This is a genomic window from Streptomyces noursei, from assembly GCF_016917755.1.
Taxonomy (GTDB): Bacteria; Actinomycetota; Actinomycetes; order Streptomycetales; family Streptomycetaceae; genus Streptomyces; species Streptomyces yunnanensis.
Window position 1 is genome coordinate 454,644 of sequence record NZ_CP070326.1, and the last position, 16,383, is coordinate 471,026.

A 16,383-nucleotide genomic window follows, 5' to 3' on the forward strand; every position below is an offset into this window, starting at 1 on the left:
GCAACCGCCCTGCGCACGCAGACACCGCACTGTTCGGAAGGCCGACACAGCGCGGCACCACCGGCCGCCCCGATGCGGTGACGGTCGGGCAGGGCGGGGCAGCGCAGCCGATCCAGAAGTTACCGACGGGTTGGAGTGCCGGAAAACTGCAGGTGGCACCCTCTCCCCCACCCTGAAACCCTGACCGGACACCGGGAACGGCAGCGGGCCGACGGCAGGCCGGCGTGGGCCCCTATGCCTGGTAGGCCGCGGAGATCTGGCCGACCAGGACGGCGAACGGCATGTCGCACCCCGGCGAAGATCACCTTCTGCCGCCCTGCGGCAACTCGTCGAGCACGGCTGCTCGTACGCTCAGGGAGAGGGGCGAAAGGCACCGCCGCGCCCCAACTCCCTTGCCCAGTCCTGTAGTTCTGGGTCGGTCAGGCTGGTGCCGAGCCAGTCGTGGTCGAGGCCGCCGCCCGGCAGGGACGGTACGACCGCGACGTGGAGCCCGGCAGCGCGTGCCGCCGCGACACCCGTGGCCGAATCCTCGAAGGCGACGGAGCGCGTAGGGGCCGCACCGAGTGTCTCGCACGCCGTGAGGTAGAGCTCCGGTGCGGGCTTGGGGGAACGTACCTCGTCGGCGGCGAACGAGTGCGGGAAACAGTCGGCGAGGCCGGCCGACCACAGCGCCACGTCCAGCAGTTCCCGGGGGCTGTTGCTGGCCACGGCGACGGGTACGGCCGCCCGGCAGGCGCGCACGAGTTCCGCCGCCCCCGGAAGGGCTGCGGCCCCTCGGGAGAGCTCCTTGCGGACTCTTTCGAGGAGTTCGGCAGCGAGTTCGGCGCCGTCGCCGGGGCAGCCGAGGTACTGGGCCATGGACTCCGCCGCGGCCTCGACGGTGCGGCCGATGACCAGGGCTTTCTGCTCATGGCCGAAGGGATGGCCGCGCTCCGCGAAGATCGCGGTTTCCGCAACGGTCCAGCAGACTTCGGTGTTGACCAGCAGACCGTCGCAGTCGAAGACCACGGCCTCGGTGTTGGTGGGGAGCACGCGCATGCGGCTGTCCTTTCGCTTCGGGTGGTGCACGGGTTGTCGGTTCGGCGGCTGCTGGTGGACGTGCGGTTGCGTCGCCCGGTGCCTCACTGCCCGAGTGCGAGCCGGATGCCGAAGGCGGCGATGACCGTGCCGGTGATGCGGTCGAGGCAGCGGCGGGCCGAGGGGCGTTGCAGGCGGTCTCGGACCATGTGCGCGAAGGCGATCAGCGCACAGGCCCAGACGACGGCCAAGAGGATGTGCACACCGGCCAGGAACACGCCCAGCGCAGGGCGCGGGGCGCCGGCGGGCATGAACTGCGGGAGCACCGCGACATAGAAGGCGCCCATCTTCGGGTTGAGCAGATTGGTCACGATGCCCTGTCGCCAACCGCCGAGCAAGGTATCGCCGGCACTCCGCGCGGCCTTGACCTTCCTCGTAGTTCCAGTCGCGGCCGCGTCCCCAGTCACCGATGCCTGCGGGCTCTCGCTCGACGCCTTGCGCCAGGTGGCCCGCAGCATCCTGCCGCCCATCCACACCAGGTAGGCGGCACCGACCCAACGAAGAGTCTGGTAGGCGAGGTGAGAGGCAGTCAGCAGCGCGGTCACACCGAGCGACGTGAGCGCGCCCCAGGCCAGCGTGCCGCACTGGATGCCAAGGACCACGCCCCAGGCTCGACGCCGGCGCCCGAGCGCCGCGGTCCGCAGGATGAGCGCGGTATCCAGTCCGGGCGTGAGGGTGAGAAGACCCACTATCAGGGTGAAGGTCCCTATTGCGTGCAGGGTGATCATGAGCGATCACCCTAGGTCGGCAATCGACAGAACGTCCAGATTCCTGCCCGAGATCGGGCAGGAATTGCGGTATTCATCGTCGATTTCGCACATCACATCTCGAAGGCCAGTCGATTTGCGAAATATGCCCGATGGTTCGATGCCTGGCAGCGGTCACCCGGCACCACCAGCGGCCGACCGCCGAGGGGACGCCACGGCACTGTCATGTGTGCGGCGTGAGGTGGATCAGGGCCGCCGACGCCAACGCAAGGACGCCGCACACGCTCCACAGCAACAGGTAGGCCGTCAGCGACGGTTGATGCGTGGACTGGATCAACAGGCCGCTGAAGACCGCGGCCGCCGCGGCTCCGGCGACGCTGCCGCCGGCCGTCTTGAGGTTGTAGTAGACGGCGGTCGACGCCGCCGCCCGGTCCTGTGGGCTGCCCTCGGTGATGACCGTGGGCAGCCCACTGACCGCAAGACCGACGCCCACGCCTGAGAGCAGGTGTCCGCCGTACCACGTCGCCATGACGGCGTGCCCCACGATCTGCACCCCGAATCCGGCGCCGACGAGGAGGAAGGCGAGGGCGAGCATGGTGCGGTAGCCCAGCCGATGGCCGACGGAAGCCGACGCACCGGCGGCCAGGAAGCTGATCAGGGCCGGGACCGCGATCCACAGGCCGATCTGCCAGTGCGGCAGGCCGAAGCCGTAACCGGCCTTCTCGGGGGCGGCGTCGAGGAAGGCGACGGTGATGCCTTGCCCGCCGAGGATCACGACGCCCGCGGTGAATCCACAGACGAAGGCCGGCGCGATGGCGCGGCTCGCCATCGCCCGCACGTCGACCAGGGGTTCACTGCTCCGCAGCGAGGAACGCACCCACAGCCCCAGGGCCATCGGCGCGAGAAGCAGGCCCCCTACGACCAGCGGGGAGCCCCACCCACTCGTGCTGCCTTGGGCGATGGAGCCGAGCAGCAGCGTGAGGCCGAGGCCCAGCAGAACGGCCCCCTTCCAGTCCATCCTGCCGCTCGCCAGCCGTCCGGTCTCCGCGATGCGAGGGGTGAGGGCGAGCACGAAACCCGCGCCGGCCAGCACCACCAGGTTCCACAGCACCGTGCGGCCACCACCGGCAACGGACGCCAGGGGCCCCGCCGTTGCCGTACCGGCCGTCACCCCGAGGATGAGCGCCGCGGCGAGCAGACTGATCGCACGACGGCTGCCCGCGGTGTCCAGTCGGTCCCGCACCAGTCCCACGGACAAGGGCAGCAGGGCACTGAGCGGACCGAGCAGGACTCGGCCGGTAAGGAAGAGCGCCAGCGTCGGCGCCAAGGCGCACAGCAGGGAGCCGAGGGTGATCGACCCCAGCGCGACCCGCAGCATGCGGCGGTGGCCGTACAGATCGCCCAGGCGCCCGAAGGCCGGTACGCACACCGCGGCGGACAGGAACTGTGCCGCGGTGATCCACATGGCCGGGCCGGTGGTGGTGTGCAACGCGTCGCGGATGACGGGCAGCAGGGAGACGACGCTGCCCTGGATGAACCCGTCGAGCAGGACGAAGGCGAGGAGGGGGCCGATAAGAGCTGAGGGAACGGACACGGACATGCTGCGGGCAACAACCGTGCTCATGGCACTCCAGGGGCAAGTTCACAACGGACGGTCGCTGCGGACCGGTCCGCGGCCCCGAAGACATTGCCCACGCCACTGCCGCAAAACGCGGCGCGCCCACAACAGCGCTCTCCCGGGCGACACGATTGCGCCGTGTGAGTGCTCCACCGCAGCGTCGGAGCAGCGCCGGAGCCCCGCCCCTCGGGCGACGCTTCCCTCCGCACGGTCAGACACCGGCACGGTTCCGCGTGTCACGAGGCTCCGGTGCCTGGTTCGGACCGCCCCGGAGCAAAAATCCAGGTGCGTACCAGCCTGTGGCCGTCCCTATACTCATGCGAACTGACGAAGGACAGGACGTACAGACAGTGAAGCTAGCTGAGGCACTGGCAGAACGCGCCGAGGCGACGCGCCGTGTGGAGCAGTTGCGGGCCCGCGTCGTCAGCACCGCGCGGTACCAGGAAGGGGAGACGCCCGCCGAGGATGCGGCCCAGTTGTTGGCCGAGGCCGGTGAGGTGCTGGACACCCTGGAGACGCTGATACGAAGGATCAACCGGACCAACGCCGCGGTGGAGATGGGCCCGGACGGCACGCTCACCGACGCGCTCGCACGCCGGGACGTGCTGCGGCTGCGCCATGCGGTGGTCACCGCGGCGGCGGATGCGGCAGCGGGCACCGGCGAGCGGGGCTACGGGCGGCAGCTGCGGTCGGAGCTGAAGATGCTCGCCGCGCTGCCGGTCGCGGAACTGCGCCGTCAGGCGGATGAACTCGCACGCGAGATCCGTGAAATCGACGTGCGGATCCAGCGCACGAACTGGGAAGCCGATCTGCTGGACTGAGCATCCCGGCGGACAAGGACGATGGGGAGCAGGTAGCCGTTTCGGAGGCGTGCACACACCGAGGGTTGGCGGTTTTCCCAACCCACTCCTGGTGCGTGAAGAGCAACGCGGGGGTTCGATTCCCCTATCACCGTGCAGCTCAGCATCGCGCACAGGTAATGGTGCACACCGCACAGCACATCACCACGTGCAGATCCGAACGGCGAGGGTGGGCTCGGGGTTTCCTCCATCGCAGCATGCGCAGCCTTCGCACAGCCACCTTCATTGGCCGGCAGCTGGCGGGCGGTTGGCGGCAGTTCGCGGGCAGTCGGCCGCTAACGATCGGCGGGTGCCTCGAAGAGGCTCCGCAGATGGGCCAGGCTCCGCTCGGCCAGCGGGCGCAGAGCCGGTGCGGCGGCGCGGGCGTCGGCTCGTAGCCTGTCGACGGCGTCGGCACCGAGAGCTTCCTCGGCTTCGGTTGCGAAGGCGGGGTCGGCGAGCCAGTCGTCGAGGAGGCGCGGCGTGACCTCCAGGTGGAACTGCAGGCCCCAGGCGACCGGGCCGGCTCGGAACGCCTGGCACTCGGTGGAGTCGGTACGGGCGAGGACGCGGGTCCCGGGATCGGGGACGATGCGGTCACCGTGCCAGTGCAGTACCCCGGGGGCGTCGGCCAGCGGGCCGACAACGGGGTCGTCGCGGTCCACGTCGAGCAGCGGCGCCCAGCCGATCTCGCTGCTCCGACCGAGCTCGCTGCCGGGACGCACCACCAGGCCCCGGGCACGAGCGAGAAGTTGGGCCCCGAGACATACCCCCAGCGTCGGAACCCCGTGCCGGAGCGCGTCGGCCAAGAGCTCGCGCTCCACCTTCAGGGCCGGATGGCCGGCCAGGTCGTCGGCGTTCATGGGACCACCCATCACGACGAGCCCCGCCAGCTCCGACACCGCAGGCAGGTCCTTGGCCGAGGCTCCCGGAATGTCGATCAGGTTGCGGATGTCGATGTCGAGTCCGCTGCCGTCCAGGGTGTCGAGGATCATGCCGGGCTTCTCGACTTCGACGTGTTGCAGGATCAGGACGGTTCGTGCGGGCATGAGACGGTCTCCGGAGCCGACGAGCAGGTGGGAAACGGTCCGCCTACACCGTAACGTGGCAGGTCAGGGGGCGGACCGGCGGATACGGTCCAGGCCGACCCGCGAGCCGGGGCGTCAAGGGCCGGGCCTCAAGCGCCGGGCCTCAAGGGCGAGGACGGTTTCGCTCCGCGCCTGTCCGGACCGAGTACTGATCCAGGACGGCGCGCAGCCGATCGACATCAGTCGCTGCGCCGAGTCCGCGCTTGGGCAGCAGCGTCATGGTCGAAGCGTTCTCGTCCCCGCTCAACAAGAGGAAAATCCCCGGGGTTTCGACGTAGCGGGGCGTCGCCGGCCAGGAGAGGGAATGGGTTGCCTGTGCCGTCGAGACGGTGACACCGCACTCGTCGACGACGATGCGCTGCTCGCCCTTGGCGGCCGCGAGCCGGTGGAAGCTGCGGGCCTGCAGACCGGTCTGTCCCAGCATGATCACGACGAACACCGCCAGCCCGATGATCAACGGCACATCCAGTCTGCCCTTCTGCGCCAACCCCAGCACCGTCGCGACGGTCAGGCAGACGCCCGTCGCGGCCAGCAGCCAGCGCGTCCGACGGGCGGATTTCGACGTTCTGGCCCGCGCCCCCAGCGCCTCCTTGAAGTCCTCGACCGTCGGCGTGTACGACAGCTCGATCTTTCCCGTCTCCGTCACGATGACGTCCCCCGTGTTCTGCCCGGGCCCCGGCCCTGTCTGGCTCTGTCTTGCCTCTGTCTTGCCTCTGTCCGGCGCTTTCTGGTGGCAGCGGCCGGCAAGTGATCCTAACGTCGCGGCCGACGGGACCGACTGGCGGTCGATGCCGGACGGCGGTCCTGCCTGGGTCCTGCATCAGGCGTCGGGCGTCCGGCGAACTTCATGCTCGCCCCGTGGGTCCGTGCGTTTCCCCTGGTCGCCCCGCGCCTGGGTCGGGGCGACGTCGCCACCGCCGGGCCGGAGGATCGGGGAGCCGAGGCAGCGGCAGGCGAGCAGCGCCATCCCCAGTGCGGTGGGCGCTCGTGGACCGAACGCCCCATGGTCTCCTCCGCCTTGCGGATGCGGTACTGAACGGTGTTCTTGTGCAGGATCTGATGGCCGGCGGTCGCGGTGTAGCTGCCGCCGGTGGCCAGGAAGATCTGCAGTGTCTCCCGCAGCCGCGCCGAGTGCTCGTCGTCGGTGGCGAGGCCGCCGAGGACGTTCCACACCCAGGCCCGGGTGCTGCCGATGTCCTGGCACATCAGGGCGATCGGAGCGAACTCGGTGTAGGCGGTGACCCGGAGGCCGGTGGCGGCGGCCAGCGCGAGTTCCTGTGCACGCGGTGCCTGTCGGTGGGTGCGCCGGACACCGTCGATGCCGGACTCCACCTCACCCGCGCAGACGCGTGCGGTGGGATCGCCGCCCTCCACCGTGTCCGCCAGCGCGGGCCAGGCGATCTCGCCGCGTGCGCCGAACGGCAGCCAGGCCCAGGCAAGTGCCCCGTCGCGGACCACGAACAGGGGCTCGCCGGCGCAGTTCAGCTCGGCCGCGATCTTCCCGGTGAGCCGGTCGAGGCGGGCCAGCGCCGCCCCGCCGTGGCACCGTTCAGGCAGCCACAGCACCAGGCCGACGTGGTGCTGCCGCAGCCGGTAGGCCATCCTGAGGCGGCGGAGGGCCCGCGCTTCAAGGACTCCGCTAGCCGGCACGTGCACTCCGCCGACATCGTCGCGCTGCTGGACCAGGCGTTCGCCAGGCGTCCGCTGGCCGAGTGCCGCACACTGCTCGACTCCGCCGGGCTCACCTACGGAGTCGTCCAGACACTGGAGGAGAGCGCGGCCGACCCGCAGCTCAAGGCCGACGGAGTCCTCGTGCCGATCGAGTCGGACGGCGCCGCCCCCACCTCACCATCGACAGCCCCGTACGGCTCGACCAGGAGCGCAAGGTCCCGCCGCGGTGAGCCGTGCCGCCGGCTCCGGCCCGACCACCGCCCGCCCCACCGTCGCTACGGGGAGGAGTAGACGACGAGAACCTGTTCCGGGGCATCGGCGACGGTGAACGCCGCATGGCCGAGGGTCAGCTCGCCGCGGGAGGGGTGCCGGACGCGCTTGCTGCCGGTGCGGTGCCCGGCGATGTCGTACCGGGGCCACCATGCGTCCGCCTCGGCGCTGCCGGCGCGCAGCTCCGCGGCGAGCCGGCGGAACCGCTCGTCGCCCGGGTGCCGTCCGGCGTTCGTCCGGAGCCTGGCCAGTACCGACTGCGCCACCGACTCCCAGTCGACCAGTACGTGCCTGGCCCCGGGATCGAGGAACACCCAGCGTGCGAGGTTGGGACGGTCGGCGTCCCGTCGTCGGACCAGTCCCGGGAAGAACTCCGCGGCGGCGTCGTTCCAGACCAGCACGTCGGCGGTGGCCCCGGTGACGTAGGCCGGGGCGGGGGCGACGAGCGCGGGGACTGCGGCGACCTCAGGAGCGACGGTCTCGACCACGGGCGGACGGGAGCCCTCGCGGCTGACGGAGCGCCGCTGACCGGCGGCCCCCTCGGCCAGCGCGCGGAGATGAGCCCGCTCCCCCGGCCCGAGCCGCAGGGTGTCCGCGATCGCCGCCAGGACCTGATCGGACGGGCGCACGTCCCGGCCCTGCTCCACGTACGCGTACCAGGTCGTGCTCACCCCCGCCAGCACCGCCAGTTCCTCCCGCCGCAGGCCGGGCGTGCGGCGGCGGGCCGATTCCGGAAGCCCCACGTCGGCCGGGCCGATCCGCTCGCGCCGCGCCCGCAGGAACGCTCCGAGCTCGCGCCGCGCGACCGCCGCCGCGTCCTCCCGTCCGGCGCCCTTCCTGGTACTCCTGGTTCCACCATCAGGCATGTCTGGATACCGCCCCTCGCTTCGTGTGGACTACACAGCCATGAAGGCATGGCAGATGACCACACCCCAAAGCGGCCTGCACCTCGCGGAGTTGCCCGACCCACCGCTCCGCGGTGGCGGCGCGACGCTCGACGTCCTCGCCGCACAGATCCCTGCGTACACCGACGCTCTCGTGGCCGGAGGACGCGGTGGCTTCCCTACCCCGATCGTACTGGGGGCCTGTGGGATCGGTCGGGTGACGGCCACCGCTGACGACGTGTTCGGAGTGCGGCCGGGCGATGTCGTCGTCGCCAGTGGGCTGTTCCGGTCCGGGCGCCTTGCCCACCCGGAAGAGGCGTTGCTGGCCTGGACCGGGATCGGCGGTGCCGGCCGCGCCACACCGACCACCGAGCGGATACGCGAGGTGTGGCGTGACGGACTGTACGCCGAACGGGCGGTACAGCCGGAGCGGACCCTGGTCGCCCTGCCCGGCGCGGACGCCTACCCGGCGCCCGAGCGGTTCGCGTTCCTGCCCTGGCTGGGCATCGCGGCCGAAGCGATCGACCGGGCGTCCGTGCGCGCGGGGCACGTCGTCGCCGTGGTCGGCGCGACCGGTCAACTCGGGGCGGCGGCCGTGCTCGTCGCGCTCGCCCGCGGCGCCGCGGCGGTCGTCGCGGTCGGACGCAACCGCGACTCGCTCGCCGCACTCGCAAGCCTCGATGCGCGGGTGCTGCCCGTGCCGCTCAGCGGCGACCGCGCGACCGACGGGAGCGCGATCGCGGCGGCGGCCGGGCCGGTCGACGCGGTCGTCGACACGCTCGGCGCGGTGCCGAGCCCGGGCCCGACGATGGCCGGGTACGACGCGTTGCGCCCGGACGGCTCCTGGGTCCTCGTCGGCGGAGTACGCCAGGACCTGCCGATCCCGTACAGCGACTTCATGCACCGCCGGTTGACGCTGCGCGGATCGTGGATATGCCGCAACGCGACCATCCTCGACGTGTGGTCGATGGTCCGCGGCGGCGTACTCGACCTCTCCGCACTCGACATCACGGTCGTCGGGCTCGACGACCCTACCGCGGCACTCACCGCGGCATCCCAGTCACACGGCCTGGGCGTCGTCGTCCTGGTCCCGTGAGCGAGCGCGACCGCGTCGCCGAATCGGACCAGGACAGGCAACCGCAGACCGGGGTGCCGCACGTCGCGGGGGACCGCGATCCCGTGGATCACACCGGACCCGACGTGACGGCCGATGAATTGGGTTGCGGCGGAGCGGGTGGGCCCGGGGAGGATGTGTTCATGGACAGTGCGACAGACGACGTGAACCAGGCGATCGCGGGCGAGTTGCAGCTCATGGACCCAGGGGTCCGCGCCTCGCGGGAGCGCGTCCGGCGGCTCCTGGACCCGGAGTTCGTCGAGGTCGGCGGATCGGGGCGGCGGTGGACGTACGAGGCCATGGTCGCCGAGCTGTCCAGCCGTCCGGACCGTTCACCGGATGCCCCCCGCTACGAACCCTCGGACATCTCAGGCGTGCGGCTCGCCCCGGGGCTGGTGCACCTGACCTTCGAGACCGTACTCGGCGATGTCAGGACCAGGCGTAGCTCGATCTGGCGCAAGTGGGACGACGGGTCGGGCTGGCGGATGTACTACCACCAGGCCACACCCGTGCCGCCCGGTGTGGACACGGCGTAGGGCCTGTCCGAGCCGCCGACGTCACCGGCGCGCTCCGCCGCGTTCTGGCAGGCGCCCGAGGTGCGCGAAACCCGTTTCGCGTGCTGGCCCGGCGCCTCTACTGTGGCGCGGTGATGACTCAGGTGATCGTTCTCAATGGTGGTTCCAGCTCCGGGAAGTCCGGGATCGTCCGGTGTCTGCAGGCGGTCCTGCCGGATCCGTGGCTGGCGCTCGGGACAGACACACTGGTCGAGGCCATGCCGGCGTCCATGCAAACGTCGGACGGCGGAATCGAGTTCGCGTCGGACGGAGAGGTGGTCGTCGGGCCGGAGTTCCGCACGCTGGAGGCCGCCTGGCTCGAAGGGGTGGCCGCGATGGCCCGAGCGGGCGCCCGGGTCATCGTCGACGAGGTCTTCCTGGGCGGAGCGGACTCACAGCGGCGTTGGCGGAAAGCCCTGGGCGAACTGCCGGTGTTGTGGGTCGGCGTGAGGTGTGACGGTGCGGTCGCCACGGGCCGCGAGGTGGCACGAGGCGACCGCATCATCGGGATGGCCGCGTCCCAGGCGGAAGCGGTCCACCGGGACGTGGAGTACGACCTGGAAGTGGACACCGCGCATGCCGAGTCGATGGAGTGCGCACGGAGCATCGCCGCACACGTCAACTGATCGGCGGGTCGGCGTCGCCCGCGTTCCGCGCAGTTGGTCGTCCCGCCGGGCTCGGCGGTGGCCCGGCGTCTGATCACGGAGTTCGGCTGCTCATCGCGTCCCCATGTCATAGGGGGCGCAGCCGGCGACGGCCTGGAGTTTGTCGGGGTTGGCCACGTTGTGGAGGGCGATGATGCGGCCGTCGGCGTCGAAGTCGAAGGTGACGGTGGCGATCACGCGGTCCGGGGCGCTGAACACCATGCCCAACCCACCGTTGATCACCGCGAGTTCGGCCTTCCTGTCGGCCGGATCGATGCCCTGGTAGGTGACGGTGCCGATGGTCAGCTCGGCGAGTTCCTGCCCGGTCGCCGTCATGTGCAGCCGCAGGCGCTCGGTGAACCGCTCCTGCGCGTTGACCACGGTCACCTGCACGCCCTGGCGTCGCTTGGTGCGGGCCGCGAGCTGAACGGCCGCGGCCATGCCCGCGTAACCCGCCCCCAGAACCACTACCCGGTGCGCGGACTCCGTGCCGATGCCCTGCTGTGCGTTCATCGTTCCGTCCTCCTTCCTTCGCTGCTGACGGCCACCAGATGGAAGCTGGCCGCCCATACGTGACATGAGGTCCATGTGACGCACAACACCGGCCGCGGAGGGGGCGGTTGGACCGTGCCGGTCAGGAGGCGGCGCCGATCCGATCGCGCAGCCCTTCGGCGAAGGTGCGCGCCGCCACCAGATCGGCGCCGTTGGGGCGTCCGCTTTTGATGCCGCCGACGAGCTTGAACGGAAACGAGGTGTCGAAGCCGCGGCACGAGAAGGTGTCGCGCACCTCGAAGCCCTTCCGCTGGAGGAGCCGCACGAGGGGGCGGGTGAACGGCCGGACCCGCAGTGCGGGAAGCCCGCTGGTGGTGAACACGAACGCGTTGCGTCGTGCACCCGTCGGGAGTGCCTGGACGAACTGGCGCAGCTGCGGATGGACGTTCTGCATGAAGATCCCGGAGCCGAATCCCACCAGGTCGCAGGTGGCGAGTTCTGCCATATCGACCTGTTCGGGGGCGACGACCCGGGCCTGGAGCACCTGCCCCATGACGTCGGCGATCCTCTTGGTGTTGCCGTGGGACACGGAGGTGCACACGATGACGGCCTTCATGATGCGGTTCCTTTCGCTTCGACGTATTCCGTGTGGTGTGGGGCAGATCGGGCCATGCACCCGGTCTGCCCGGGAGTTCTTCCCGCTCATCGGGCTTCGACCGGGGGCGGCACGGGCACTGATCGTGTCGTGCCGGGAAGCCACCGGTAGGCGCGCGGAAACCGCATCGAGGTGACGGTGAAGCGGCAGACGCGTTCCTTGACCACGGCCGCCGCCCGGCCGGACAGCGCGAACGCCGCGGGGGTGTCGTCCCGGTGCGCGGCCTGGATGAAGCCGTCCCGCCGACCGAGGCTGATCGCCTGTCCGGTCATGCCGATCGACACGGACGTCGATTGCTGCCCCCGGATCATCGCGAGCACCGTGTCGGCGCCGTGGGCACCCATGGGCAACGCCGCCTGGCAGCTCATCCGCAGGTGCGCCCCTACGTGCACGGGCGGCGCGACGGCGTCGCCGACTCCGACGATCCGTCGATGGTGCAGGCACACCAAGGCGTCGTCGGTGCGCAGACGGCCGTGGGCGGCCACCGGAAGGCCACTGCGCAGCGCCAGGTCCGGTACGGCCAACGAGCCCGCCCAGACCGTGCAGTCGCTGGGCAGCCGGCCGCCGTCGGTGTCGACGCCGTCCGCGCGGATCGCGGTGACCCGCAGTCCGGTGTGCAGCGCAACCCCGGCGTTCGCGAGCTTGGCGTGGATGCGGGCGCGGCTGGATGCGGGCAGCCCGGCGGCGACCGACCGGGAGACCAGCGCGATGTCCAGGGACGGGTACCGGTAGGCGATTTCGGCGGCGCTCTCGATCCCGGTCAGACCGCCGCCGACGATGACGACGGGTGCCTGTGCGGGCAGTTGCCGCAGCCGGGTGCGCAACGACTCGGCACCGTCGAGGTCGGCGATGTTCCAGGCGTGCTCGGACCCGGTCATGCCGCGGGCTGCCGTGCTGCCCACCGCGTACAGCAGATAGTCGAAGTCGAGCGCGCCGCCGTCGTCGAGCCGCACGGATCGCTCGGCGATCGTGTCCGCCGCCGCCACCCGCAGTCGCACGTCGGGGCGCAACAGACCGCGCAGCGGCCGTATTGCGCGGGGCGCGCCCGCTGCGTGCTCGTGCAGCCGGACGCGTTCCACGAAATCCGGTCGCGGGTTGACCACCGTGACGTCCACGTCGGACCGCCCCACGGCCGCCAGTCGGTTCGCGGCCATCACTCCCGCGTAGCCCGCCCCGACGACCACCACTCGCGCCACCACGACCCACCTCCGTTCAGTTCGACCTGACGCTGTGAGGACATCGCAGGCCGGGCGATCGTGACAGCAGAGGGGTGTGATGGCAGTCACAATGACGTGGGGGCGGGGTGGGCTTCGGCAGCGGACCGTTGCCGGCGGCCCGGCCCGCACCGCGTGATGGAGCAGGCAGCCGCCTGCGGTCTCTTCCGACGAGAGTCTGCTGCGGGTCGCACGGCTCGTGCGGGAGTTCCATGACCTGACGGCGGGCACGGCACTGGCCGGGTCGCACGAGGTCGTGTGCCATAACGACCTCTCGCCCAAGAACACGGTCTATCAGCCGGTCGACGGCGCCTTGCGCCCGGTGGCCTTCATCGACTGGGATCTGGCGGCTCCCGGCGCACGGATCCACGATGTCGCCCATGTGTGTTGGCAGTACCTCGGGCTCGGGCCGGCCGTCCGGGACGTCTCCGAGGCCGCGCGACGGCTGCGGCTGATCGCCGACGGCTACGGCCCCGTGGATCGGCGTGAGCTGGTCTCCGTGATCTTGTGGTGGCAGGACCGGTGCTGGCGCGGCATCGAGGCTGCGGCGCACTGCGGAGACCCGTCGATGGTCCGTCTCCGTGACGCCGGGGTGCTGGGGCGGGTGCGGGCGGCCCATCGGTGGGTCTTCGCTCACCGGGACACGTTGGATCGCGCCTTGCACTGAGTGGTGTCCGGCCCGCATCGGGGCCTTCGGCGGCACGGGCCGAGCGCCTTGCCTGCCCGTCAGCCGAGGATTTCCGGGCGTCGGGCAGCGCCGCATGCGGCGCGTCGCGCCTCGTGAAGGGCTTGTCTGTCCGGAGCGGACGATCACGGCAGAAGGGCGTACCCACTCCTTGCCACTCTCAACGTATAGCGCACGGGGGGTCTTGCGGCAAGGCCCCAGTCATGCCGCACAATCGCTGACCTCGGCCAGGACCTTCGGCAATGGGAGCTTTACGAAGTGCGTGTGTTTATCGGAGCCGGTGCCATGAATCCCCTCACCACCAGCGCGTTCGACCTTCCCGACCGCCTCTCCCCCAAGGCCGACCCGACCCTGATCGCCGGCGACGAACAGCACTTCGCGGCCATCGCGGAGAGCCTTGAGCAGTCGATGGCCGAACTGTCCGACCGCCTCGACGCCGAGCTGAAGGCACCCGGCGGCGTCGGCCGGCAGGCCATGGACCGGGATGCGGAGGTCCAGCGGCTGACCGGGCGCCTGCGTGCCCTGCGGCGCTTCGGCCTGGATCTGTGCCTGGGGCGCGTGGTCGGCGCGGACGACCCCGAGCCCGTGTACATCGGACGGCTCGGCCTCACCGACAGCGCGGGGCGTCGGCTGCTGGTCGACTGGCGCTCCCCGGCTGCCGCACCGTTCTTCGCGGCGACCCACGCCAACCCGATGGGTCTGGCCAGCCGCCGCAGGTATCGCTGGTCCGGCGGCCGGATCAGCGACTACTGGGACGAGGTGTTCACCACGGACGGACTGGACAGGCACGCCGCGCTCGACGACCAGTCCGCCTTCATCGCCAGCCTGGGCAGCACCCGGTCGTCCCGGATGCGCGACGTGCTCGCCACCATCCAGGCCGACCAGGACGCCATCATCCGGGCGGGTTCCCGGGGCGCCCTCGTCGTCGACGGCGGCCCGGGCACGGGCAAGACAGTCGTCGCCCTGCATCGCACCGCCCACCTTCTCTACTCCGACCCGCGCCTCGGCCACCGTCGGGGCGGCGTGCTGTTCGTCGGTCCGCACCAGCCCTACCTGGCCTACGTCGAGGACGTCCTGCCCAGTCTCGGGGAGGAGGGGGTGCAGACCTGCACCGTGCGGGACCTCGTCGCCGAGGGGGCCGGAGCGGCGGTCGAGGCCGACCCGGAGGTCGCCCGACTGAAGTCGTCCGCGGGCATGGTCGAGGCGATCGAGGCGGCCGTCAGGTTCTACGAGGAGCCGCCGGCCGAGGGGATGACGGTCACGACCGACTGGGCCGACATCCGACTGAGCGCCGACGACTGGGCCGAGGCGTTCGACGCGCCGGATCCAGGCACCCCGCACAACGAGGCGCGCGAGCAGATCTGGGACGAGCTGGTCACGATCCTGCTGGACAAGCTCGACGGCGATGTCCCGCCCGACCTGTTCCGACGCTCGCTCAGGCACGACGAGGAGCTGGTCACCACCCTCAACCGCGCGTGGCCGCTGCTGGAACCGACCGACCTCGTCGGGGACCTGTGGTCGGTGCCGGCGTATCTGCGGATGTGCGCCCCCTGGCTCAGCCGCGACGAGGTGCGCACGCTGCAGCGCAAGGAGGCGCCCCAGGCGTGGACGGTGTCCGACCTGCCGCTCCTGGACGCGGCGCGGCAGCGGCTCGGCGACCCGGAGACGGCGCGACGCACCCGCCGGCAGCAGGCCGCCGTCGACGCCGAGCGCGCCCGCATGGCCGACGTCATCGCCGATGTGCTGGCGGCGGATGACGACGGTGAGGGCGCGGTGACCATGTTGCGCGGGCAGGACCTGCAGGACAGGCTGATCGACCGGACCGCCCTGCCCGGCATCGATCCGGACCGCCTCGCCGGCCCGTTCGCGCACATCGTCGTGGACGAGGCGCAGGAACTGACCGACGCGGAGTGGCAGATGCTGCTGTTGCGGTGTCCGTCCCGGAGCTTCACCATCGTCGGGGATCGCGCCCAGGCCAGGCGCGGGTTCACCGAGTCGTGGCAGGAACGACTGGAGCGGATCGGGCTCGACCGGGTCGAGGTGACCGCCCTGGGCATCAACTACCGGACGCCGGAAGAGGTCATGTCGGAGGCCGAGCTGGTCATCCGGGCCGAGTTGCCGGATGCCAATGTGCCGACCTCCATCCGCAGCAGCGGCGTGCCCGTCGCCCACGGATCCGCTGCGGACCGGGACTCGATCCTCGACGCCTGGCTGGCCGCGCATGCGGACGGGATCGCCTGTGTCATCGGCGATCCCACGTTCCGGGCGACGTCCCGGGTGCGGTCGCTGGCCCCGGAACTGACGAAGGGGCTGGAGTTCGACCTGGTCGTCCTCGTCGACCCGGAGGAGTTCGGCACGGGCATCGAGGGTGCGGTCGATCGCTATGTCGCGATGACCCGGGCGACCCGGCAACTCGTCGTCCTGACGAGCTCCTGACGTCGTCCGCGGCAAGCCGACCGCCGCCAAGCGCTGCCAGAAGGCGGCTCCACCTGCTTGTGGACCAAGGGCTCCCAAGCCCCGACCGAGCCGCTTCCCAAGCAGTGCGCCTCCCCCGTCTGGTACAACGGCACCGAATCCCCGGTGCCGTGGACGTTCTCGCTGCACACCTCCTCCGGCTGGTCGAGCCAACTCGGCGTCAGCTTCACCTCGGAAGTCGGCGCGGGCTCCGCGAGCCCCGTCCAGGCCAGCGTCAGCCTGACCCTCTCCGGCCAGGTCACCTACGACCTGAAGCAGGACCTGGGCAACAGCCTGGTCATCAACGTTCCGTCGCACCAGTACGGCTGGGTGGCGCTGTCGGAGCCGGCCACGAAGGTGACCGGTGAGTGGACCTTCGACGCGAACGGTTTCCCCTAGAAGGCGAAGGACACCGTC

The 16,383-nt window shown here is 71.0% G+C and carries 17 protein-coding genes and 2 pseudogenes; 8 read left to right on the forward strand and 11 right to left on the reverse strand.

Translation table 11 applies throughout. The annotated features are described in order from the left end of the window. Window positions 1-351: 351 nt before the first annotated feature. The 3 genes from JNO44_RS01730 to JNO44_RS01740 all read right to left on the reverse strand — a co-directional run bounded on the left by JNO44_RS01730 (window position 352) and on the right by JNO44_RS01740 (window position 3,408). Window positions 352-1,038, reverse strand: a complete 687-nt coding sequence (locus JNO44_RS01730; protein ID WP_205360710.1) for an HAD family hydrolase — start codon at window positions 1,036-1,038, stop codon at window positions 352-354. Between the two features lie 83 nt (window positions 1,039-1,121). Beyond that, the gene (locus JNO44_RS01735) at window positions 1,122-1,805 is read right to left on the reverse strand and encodes a LysE family translocator (protein WP_205360711.1); all 684 of its coding nucleotides are present in this window, start codon (window positions 1,803-1,805) and stop codon (window positions 1,122-1,124) included. Between the two features lie 202 nt (window positions 1,806-2,007). Further along, the gene (locus JNO44_RS01740) at window positions 2,008-3,408 is read right to left on the reverse strand and encodes an MFS transporter (protein ID WP_235092002.1); all 1,401 of its coding nucleotides are present in this window, start codon (window positions 3,406-3,408) and stop codon (window positions 2,008-2,010) included. Window positions 3,409-3,752: 344 nt separating this feature from the next. On the opposite strand from JNO44_RS01740, the gene JNO44_RS01745 reads away from it, so the two are divergent. Next, entirely contained in the window at window positions 3,753-4,223 is a 471-nt protein-coding gene (locus JNO44_RS01745) for a DIP1984 family protein (protein WP_205360713.1), read from the forward strand. Window positions 4,224-4,537: 314 nt separating this feature from the next. Here JNO44_RS01745 and JNO44_RS01750 read toward each other — a convergent pair whose 3' ends face one another. The 3 genes from JNO44_RS01750 to JNO44_RS01760 form a co-directional block, all read right to left on the reverse strand. Continuing rightward, a complete protein-coding gene (locus tag JNO44_RS01750; RefSeq protein WP_205360715.1) occupies window positions 4,538-5,290 on the reverse strand; it encodes a type 1 glutamine amidotransferase in 753 nt (250 codons plus the stop codon). Window positions 5,291-5,432: 142 nt separating this feature from the next. Further along, window positions 5,433-5,975 (reverse strand): YcxB family protein, encoded by a 543-nt coding sequence (locus JNO44_RS01755; protein ID WP_205360724.1) that lies wholly within the window; start codon window positions 5,973-5,975, stop codon window positions 5,433-5,435. Between the two features lie 107 nt (window positions 5,976-6,082). Continuing rightward, window positions 6,083-6,979: a PucR family transcriptional regulator gene (locus JNO44_RS01760; protein WP_240167364.1), complete on the reverse strand. Its 897-nt coding sequence runs from the start codon at window positions 6,977-6,979 to the stop codon at window positions 6,083-6,085. Here JNO44_RS01760 and JNO44_RS01765 point away from each other — a divergent pair, their 5' ends adjacent. Then, complete coding sequence (locus tag JNO44_RS01765) at window positions 6,980-7,291, forward strand: CoA transferase (RefSeq protein ID WP_240167365.1); 312 nt, start codon at window positions 6,980-6,982, stop codon at window positions 7,289-7,291. It abuts the gene before it with no gap. Here JNO44_RS01765 and JNO44_RS01770 read toward each other — a convergent pair. Next, complete coding sequence (locus JNO44_RS01770; protein WP_205360727.1) at window positions 7,276-8,136, reverse strand: helix-turn-helix transcriptional regulator; 861 nt, start codon at window positions 8,134-8,136, stop codon at window positions 7,276-7,278. The two genes, JNO44_RS01765 and JNO44_RS01770, sit on opposite strands and share 16 nt — an antisense overlap. Before the next feature lie 55 nt (window positions 8,137-8,191). On the opposite strand from JNO44_RS01770, the gene JNO44_RS01775 reads away from it, so the two are divergent. The 3 genes from JNO44_RS01775 to cpt all read left to right on the forward strand — a co-directional run bounded on the left by JNO44_RS01775 (window position 8,192) and on the right by cpt (window position 10,448). Then, the gene (locus JNO44_RS01775) at window positions 8,192-9,250 is read left to right on the forward strand and encodes a zinc-binding dehydrogenase (RefSeq protein WP_240167366.1); all 1,059 of its coding nucleotides are present in this window, start codon (window positions 8,192-8,194) and stop codon (window positions 9,248-9,250) included. 161 nt (window positions 9,251-9,411) lie between these two features. Beyond that, window positions 9,412-9,804 (forward strand): nuclear transport factor 2 family protein, encoded by a 393-nt coding sequence (locus tag JNO44_RS01780; RefSeq protein ID WP_205360729.1) that lies wholly within the window; start codon window positions 9,412-9,414, stop codon window positions 9,802-9,804. 113 nt (window positions 9,805-9,917) lie between these two features. Then, entirely contained in the window at window positions 9,918-10,448 is a 531-nt protein-coding gene (gene cpt / locus JNO44_RS01785) for a chloramphenicol phosphotransferase CPT (protein ID WP_205369328.1), read from the forward strand. Window positions 10,449-10,538: 90 nt separating this feature from the next. Here cpt and JNO44_RS01790 read toward each other — a convergent pair. From JNO44_RS01790 to JNO44_RS01805, 4 genes and pseudogenes are all read right to left on the reverse strand, one after another. Beyond that, window positions 10,539-10,766, reverse strand: a pseudogene (locus tag JNO44_RS01790) (RNA polymerase subunit sigma-24); the annotation flags it as partial. Continuing rightward, window positions 10,764-10,979: pseudogene (locus tag JNO44_RS01795) on the reverse strand (FAD-binding protein); the annotation flags it as partial. The pseudogenes JNO44_RS01795 and JNO44_RS01790, both read right to left, overlap by 3 nt. Window positions 10,980-11,100: 121 nt before the next feature. Beyond that, the gene (locus JNO44_RS01800; protein ID WP_205360730.1) at window positions 11,101-11,574 is read right to left on the reverse strand and encodes a flavodoxin family protein; all 474 of its coding nucleotides are present in this window, start codon (window positions 11,572-11,574) and stop codon (window positions 11,101-11,103) included. Window positions 11,575-11,660: 86 nt separating this feature from the next. Beyond that, a complete protein-coding gene (locus tag JNO44_RS01805; protein WP_240167367.1) occupies window positions 11,661-12,812 on the reverse strand; it encodes an NAD(P)/FAD-dependent oxidoreductase in 1,152 nt (383 codons plus the stop codon). A 196-nt stretch (window positions 12,813-13,008) separates the two neighbouring features. Here JNO44_RS01805 and JNO44_RS01810 point away from each other — a divergent pair, with 196 nt between their 5' ends. From JNO44_RS01810 to JNO44_RS01820, 3 genes are all read left to right on the forward strand, one after another. Further along, window positions 13,009-13,494 carry a phosphotransferase family protein gene (locus JNO44_RS01810; RefSeq protein WP_268826827.1) on the forward strand — a complete coding sequence of 162 codons (486 nt, stop codon included), beginning with the start codon at window positions 13,009-13,011 and terminating at the stop codon, window positions 13,492-13,494. Between the two features lie 303 nt (window positions 13,495-13,797). Beyond that, entirely contained in the window at window positions 13,798-15,948 is a 2,151-nt protein-coding gene (gene helR, locus JNO44_RS01815; protein ID WP_205360732.1) for an RNA polymerase recycling motor ATPase HelR, read from the forward strand. Window positions 15,949-16,005: 57 nt separating this feature from the next. Continuing rightward, a complete protein-coding gene (locus tag JNO44_RS01820; RefSeq protein ID WP_205360734.1) occupies window positions 16,006-16,365 on the forward strand; it encodes a hypothetical protein in 360 nt (119 codons plus the stop codon). Window positions 16,366-16,383: the final 18 nt, after the last annotated feature.

What these genes read in the sequence shown, in the direction of transcription:
- JNO44_RS01735 (WP_205360711.1), bottom strand. Translation starts at nt 1,805, where the DNA reads ATGATCACCCTGCACGCAATAGGGACCTTCACCCTGATAGTGGGTCTT.
- JNO44_RS01730 (WP_205360710.1), bottom strand. Translation starts at nt 1,038, where the DNA reads ATGCGCGTGCTCCCCACCAACACCGAGGCCGTGGTCTTCGACTGCGAC.
- helR (WP_205360732.1), top strand. Translation starts at nt 13,798, where the DNA reads ATGAATCCCCTCACCACCAGCGCGTTCGACCTTCCCGACCGCCTCTCC.
- JNO44_RS01750 (WP_205360715.1), bottom strand. Translation starts at nt 5,290, where the DNA reads ATGCCCGCACGAACCGTCCTGATCCTGCAACACGTCGAAGTCGAGAAG.
- JNO44_RS01770 (WP_205360727.1), bottom strand. Translation starts at nt 8,136, where the DNA reads ATGCCTGATGGTGGAACCAGGAGTACCAGGAAGGGCGCCGGACGGGAG.
- JNO44_RS01775 (WP_240167366.1), top strand. Translation starts at nt 8,192, where the DNA reads ATGACCACACCCCAAAGCGGCCTGCACCTCGCGGAGTTGCCCGACCCA.
- JNO44_RS01800 (WP_205360730.1), bottom strand. Translation starts at nt 11,574, where the DNA reads ATGAAGGCCGTCATCGTGTGCACCTCCGTGTCCCACGGCAACACCAAG.
- cpt (WP_205369328.1), top strand. Translation starts at nt 9,918, where the DNA reads ATGACTCAGGTGATCGTTCTCAATGGTGGTTCCAGCTCCGGGAAGTCC.
- JNO44_RS01780 (WP_205360729.1), top strand. Translation starts at nt 9,412, where the DNA reads ATGGACAGTGCGACAGACGACGTGAACCAGGCGATCGCGGGCGAGTTG.
- JNO44_RS01740 (WP_235092002.1), bottom strand. Translation starts at nt 3,408, where the DNA reads ATGAGCACGGTTGTTGCCCGCAGCATGTCCGTGTCCGTTCCCTCAGCT.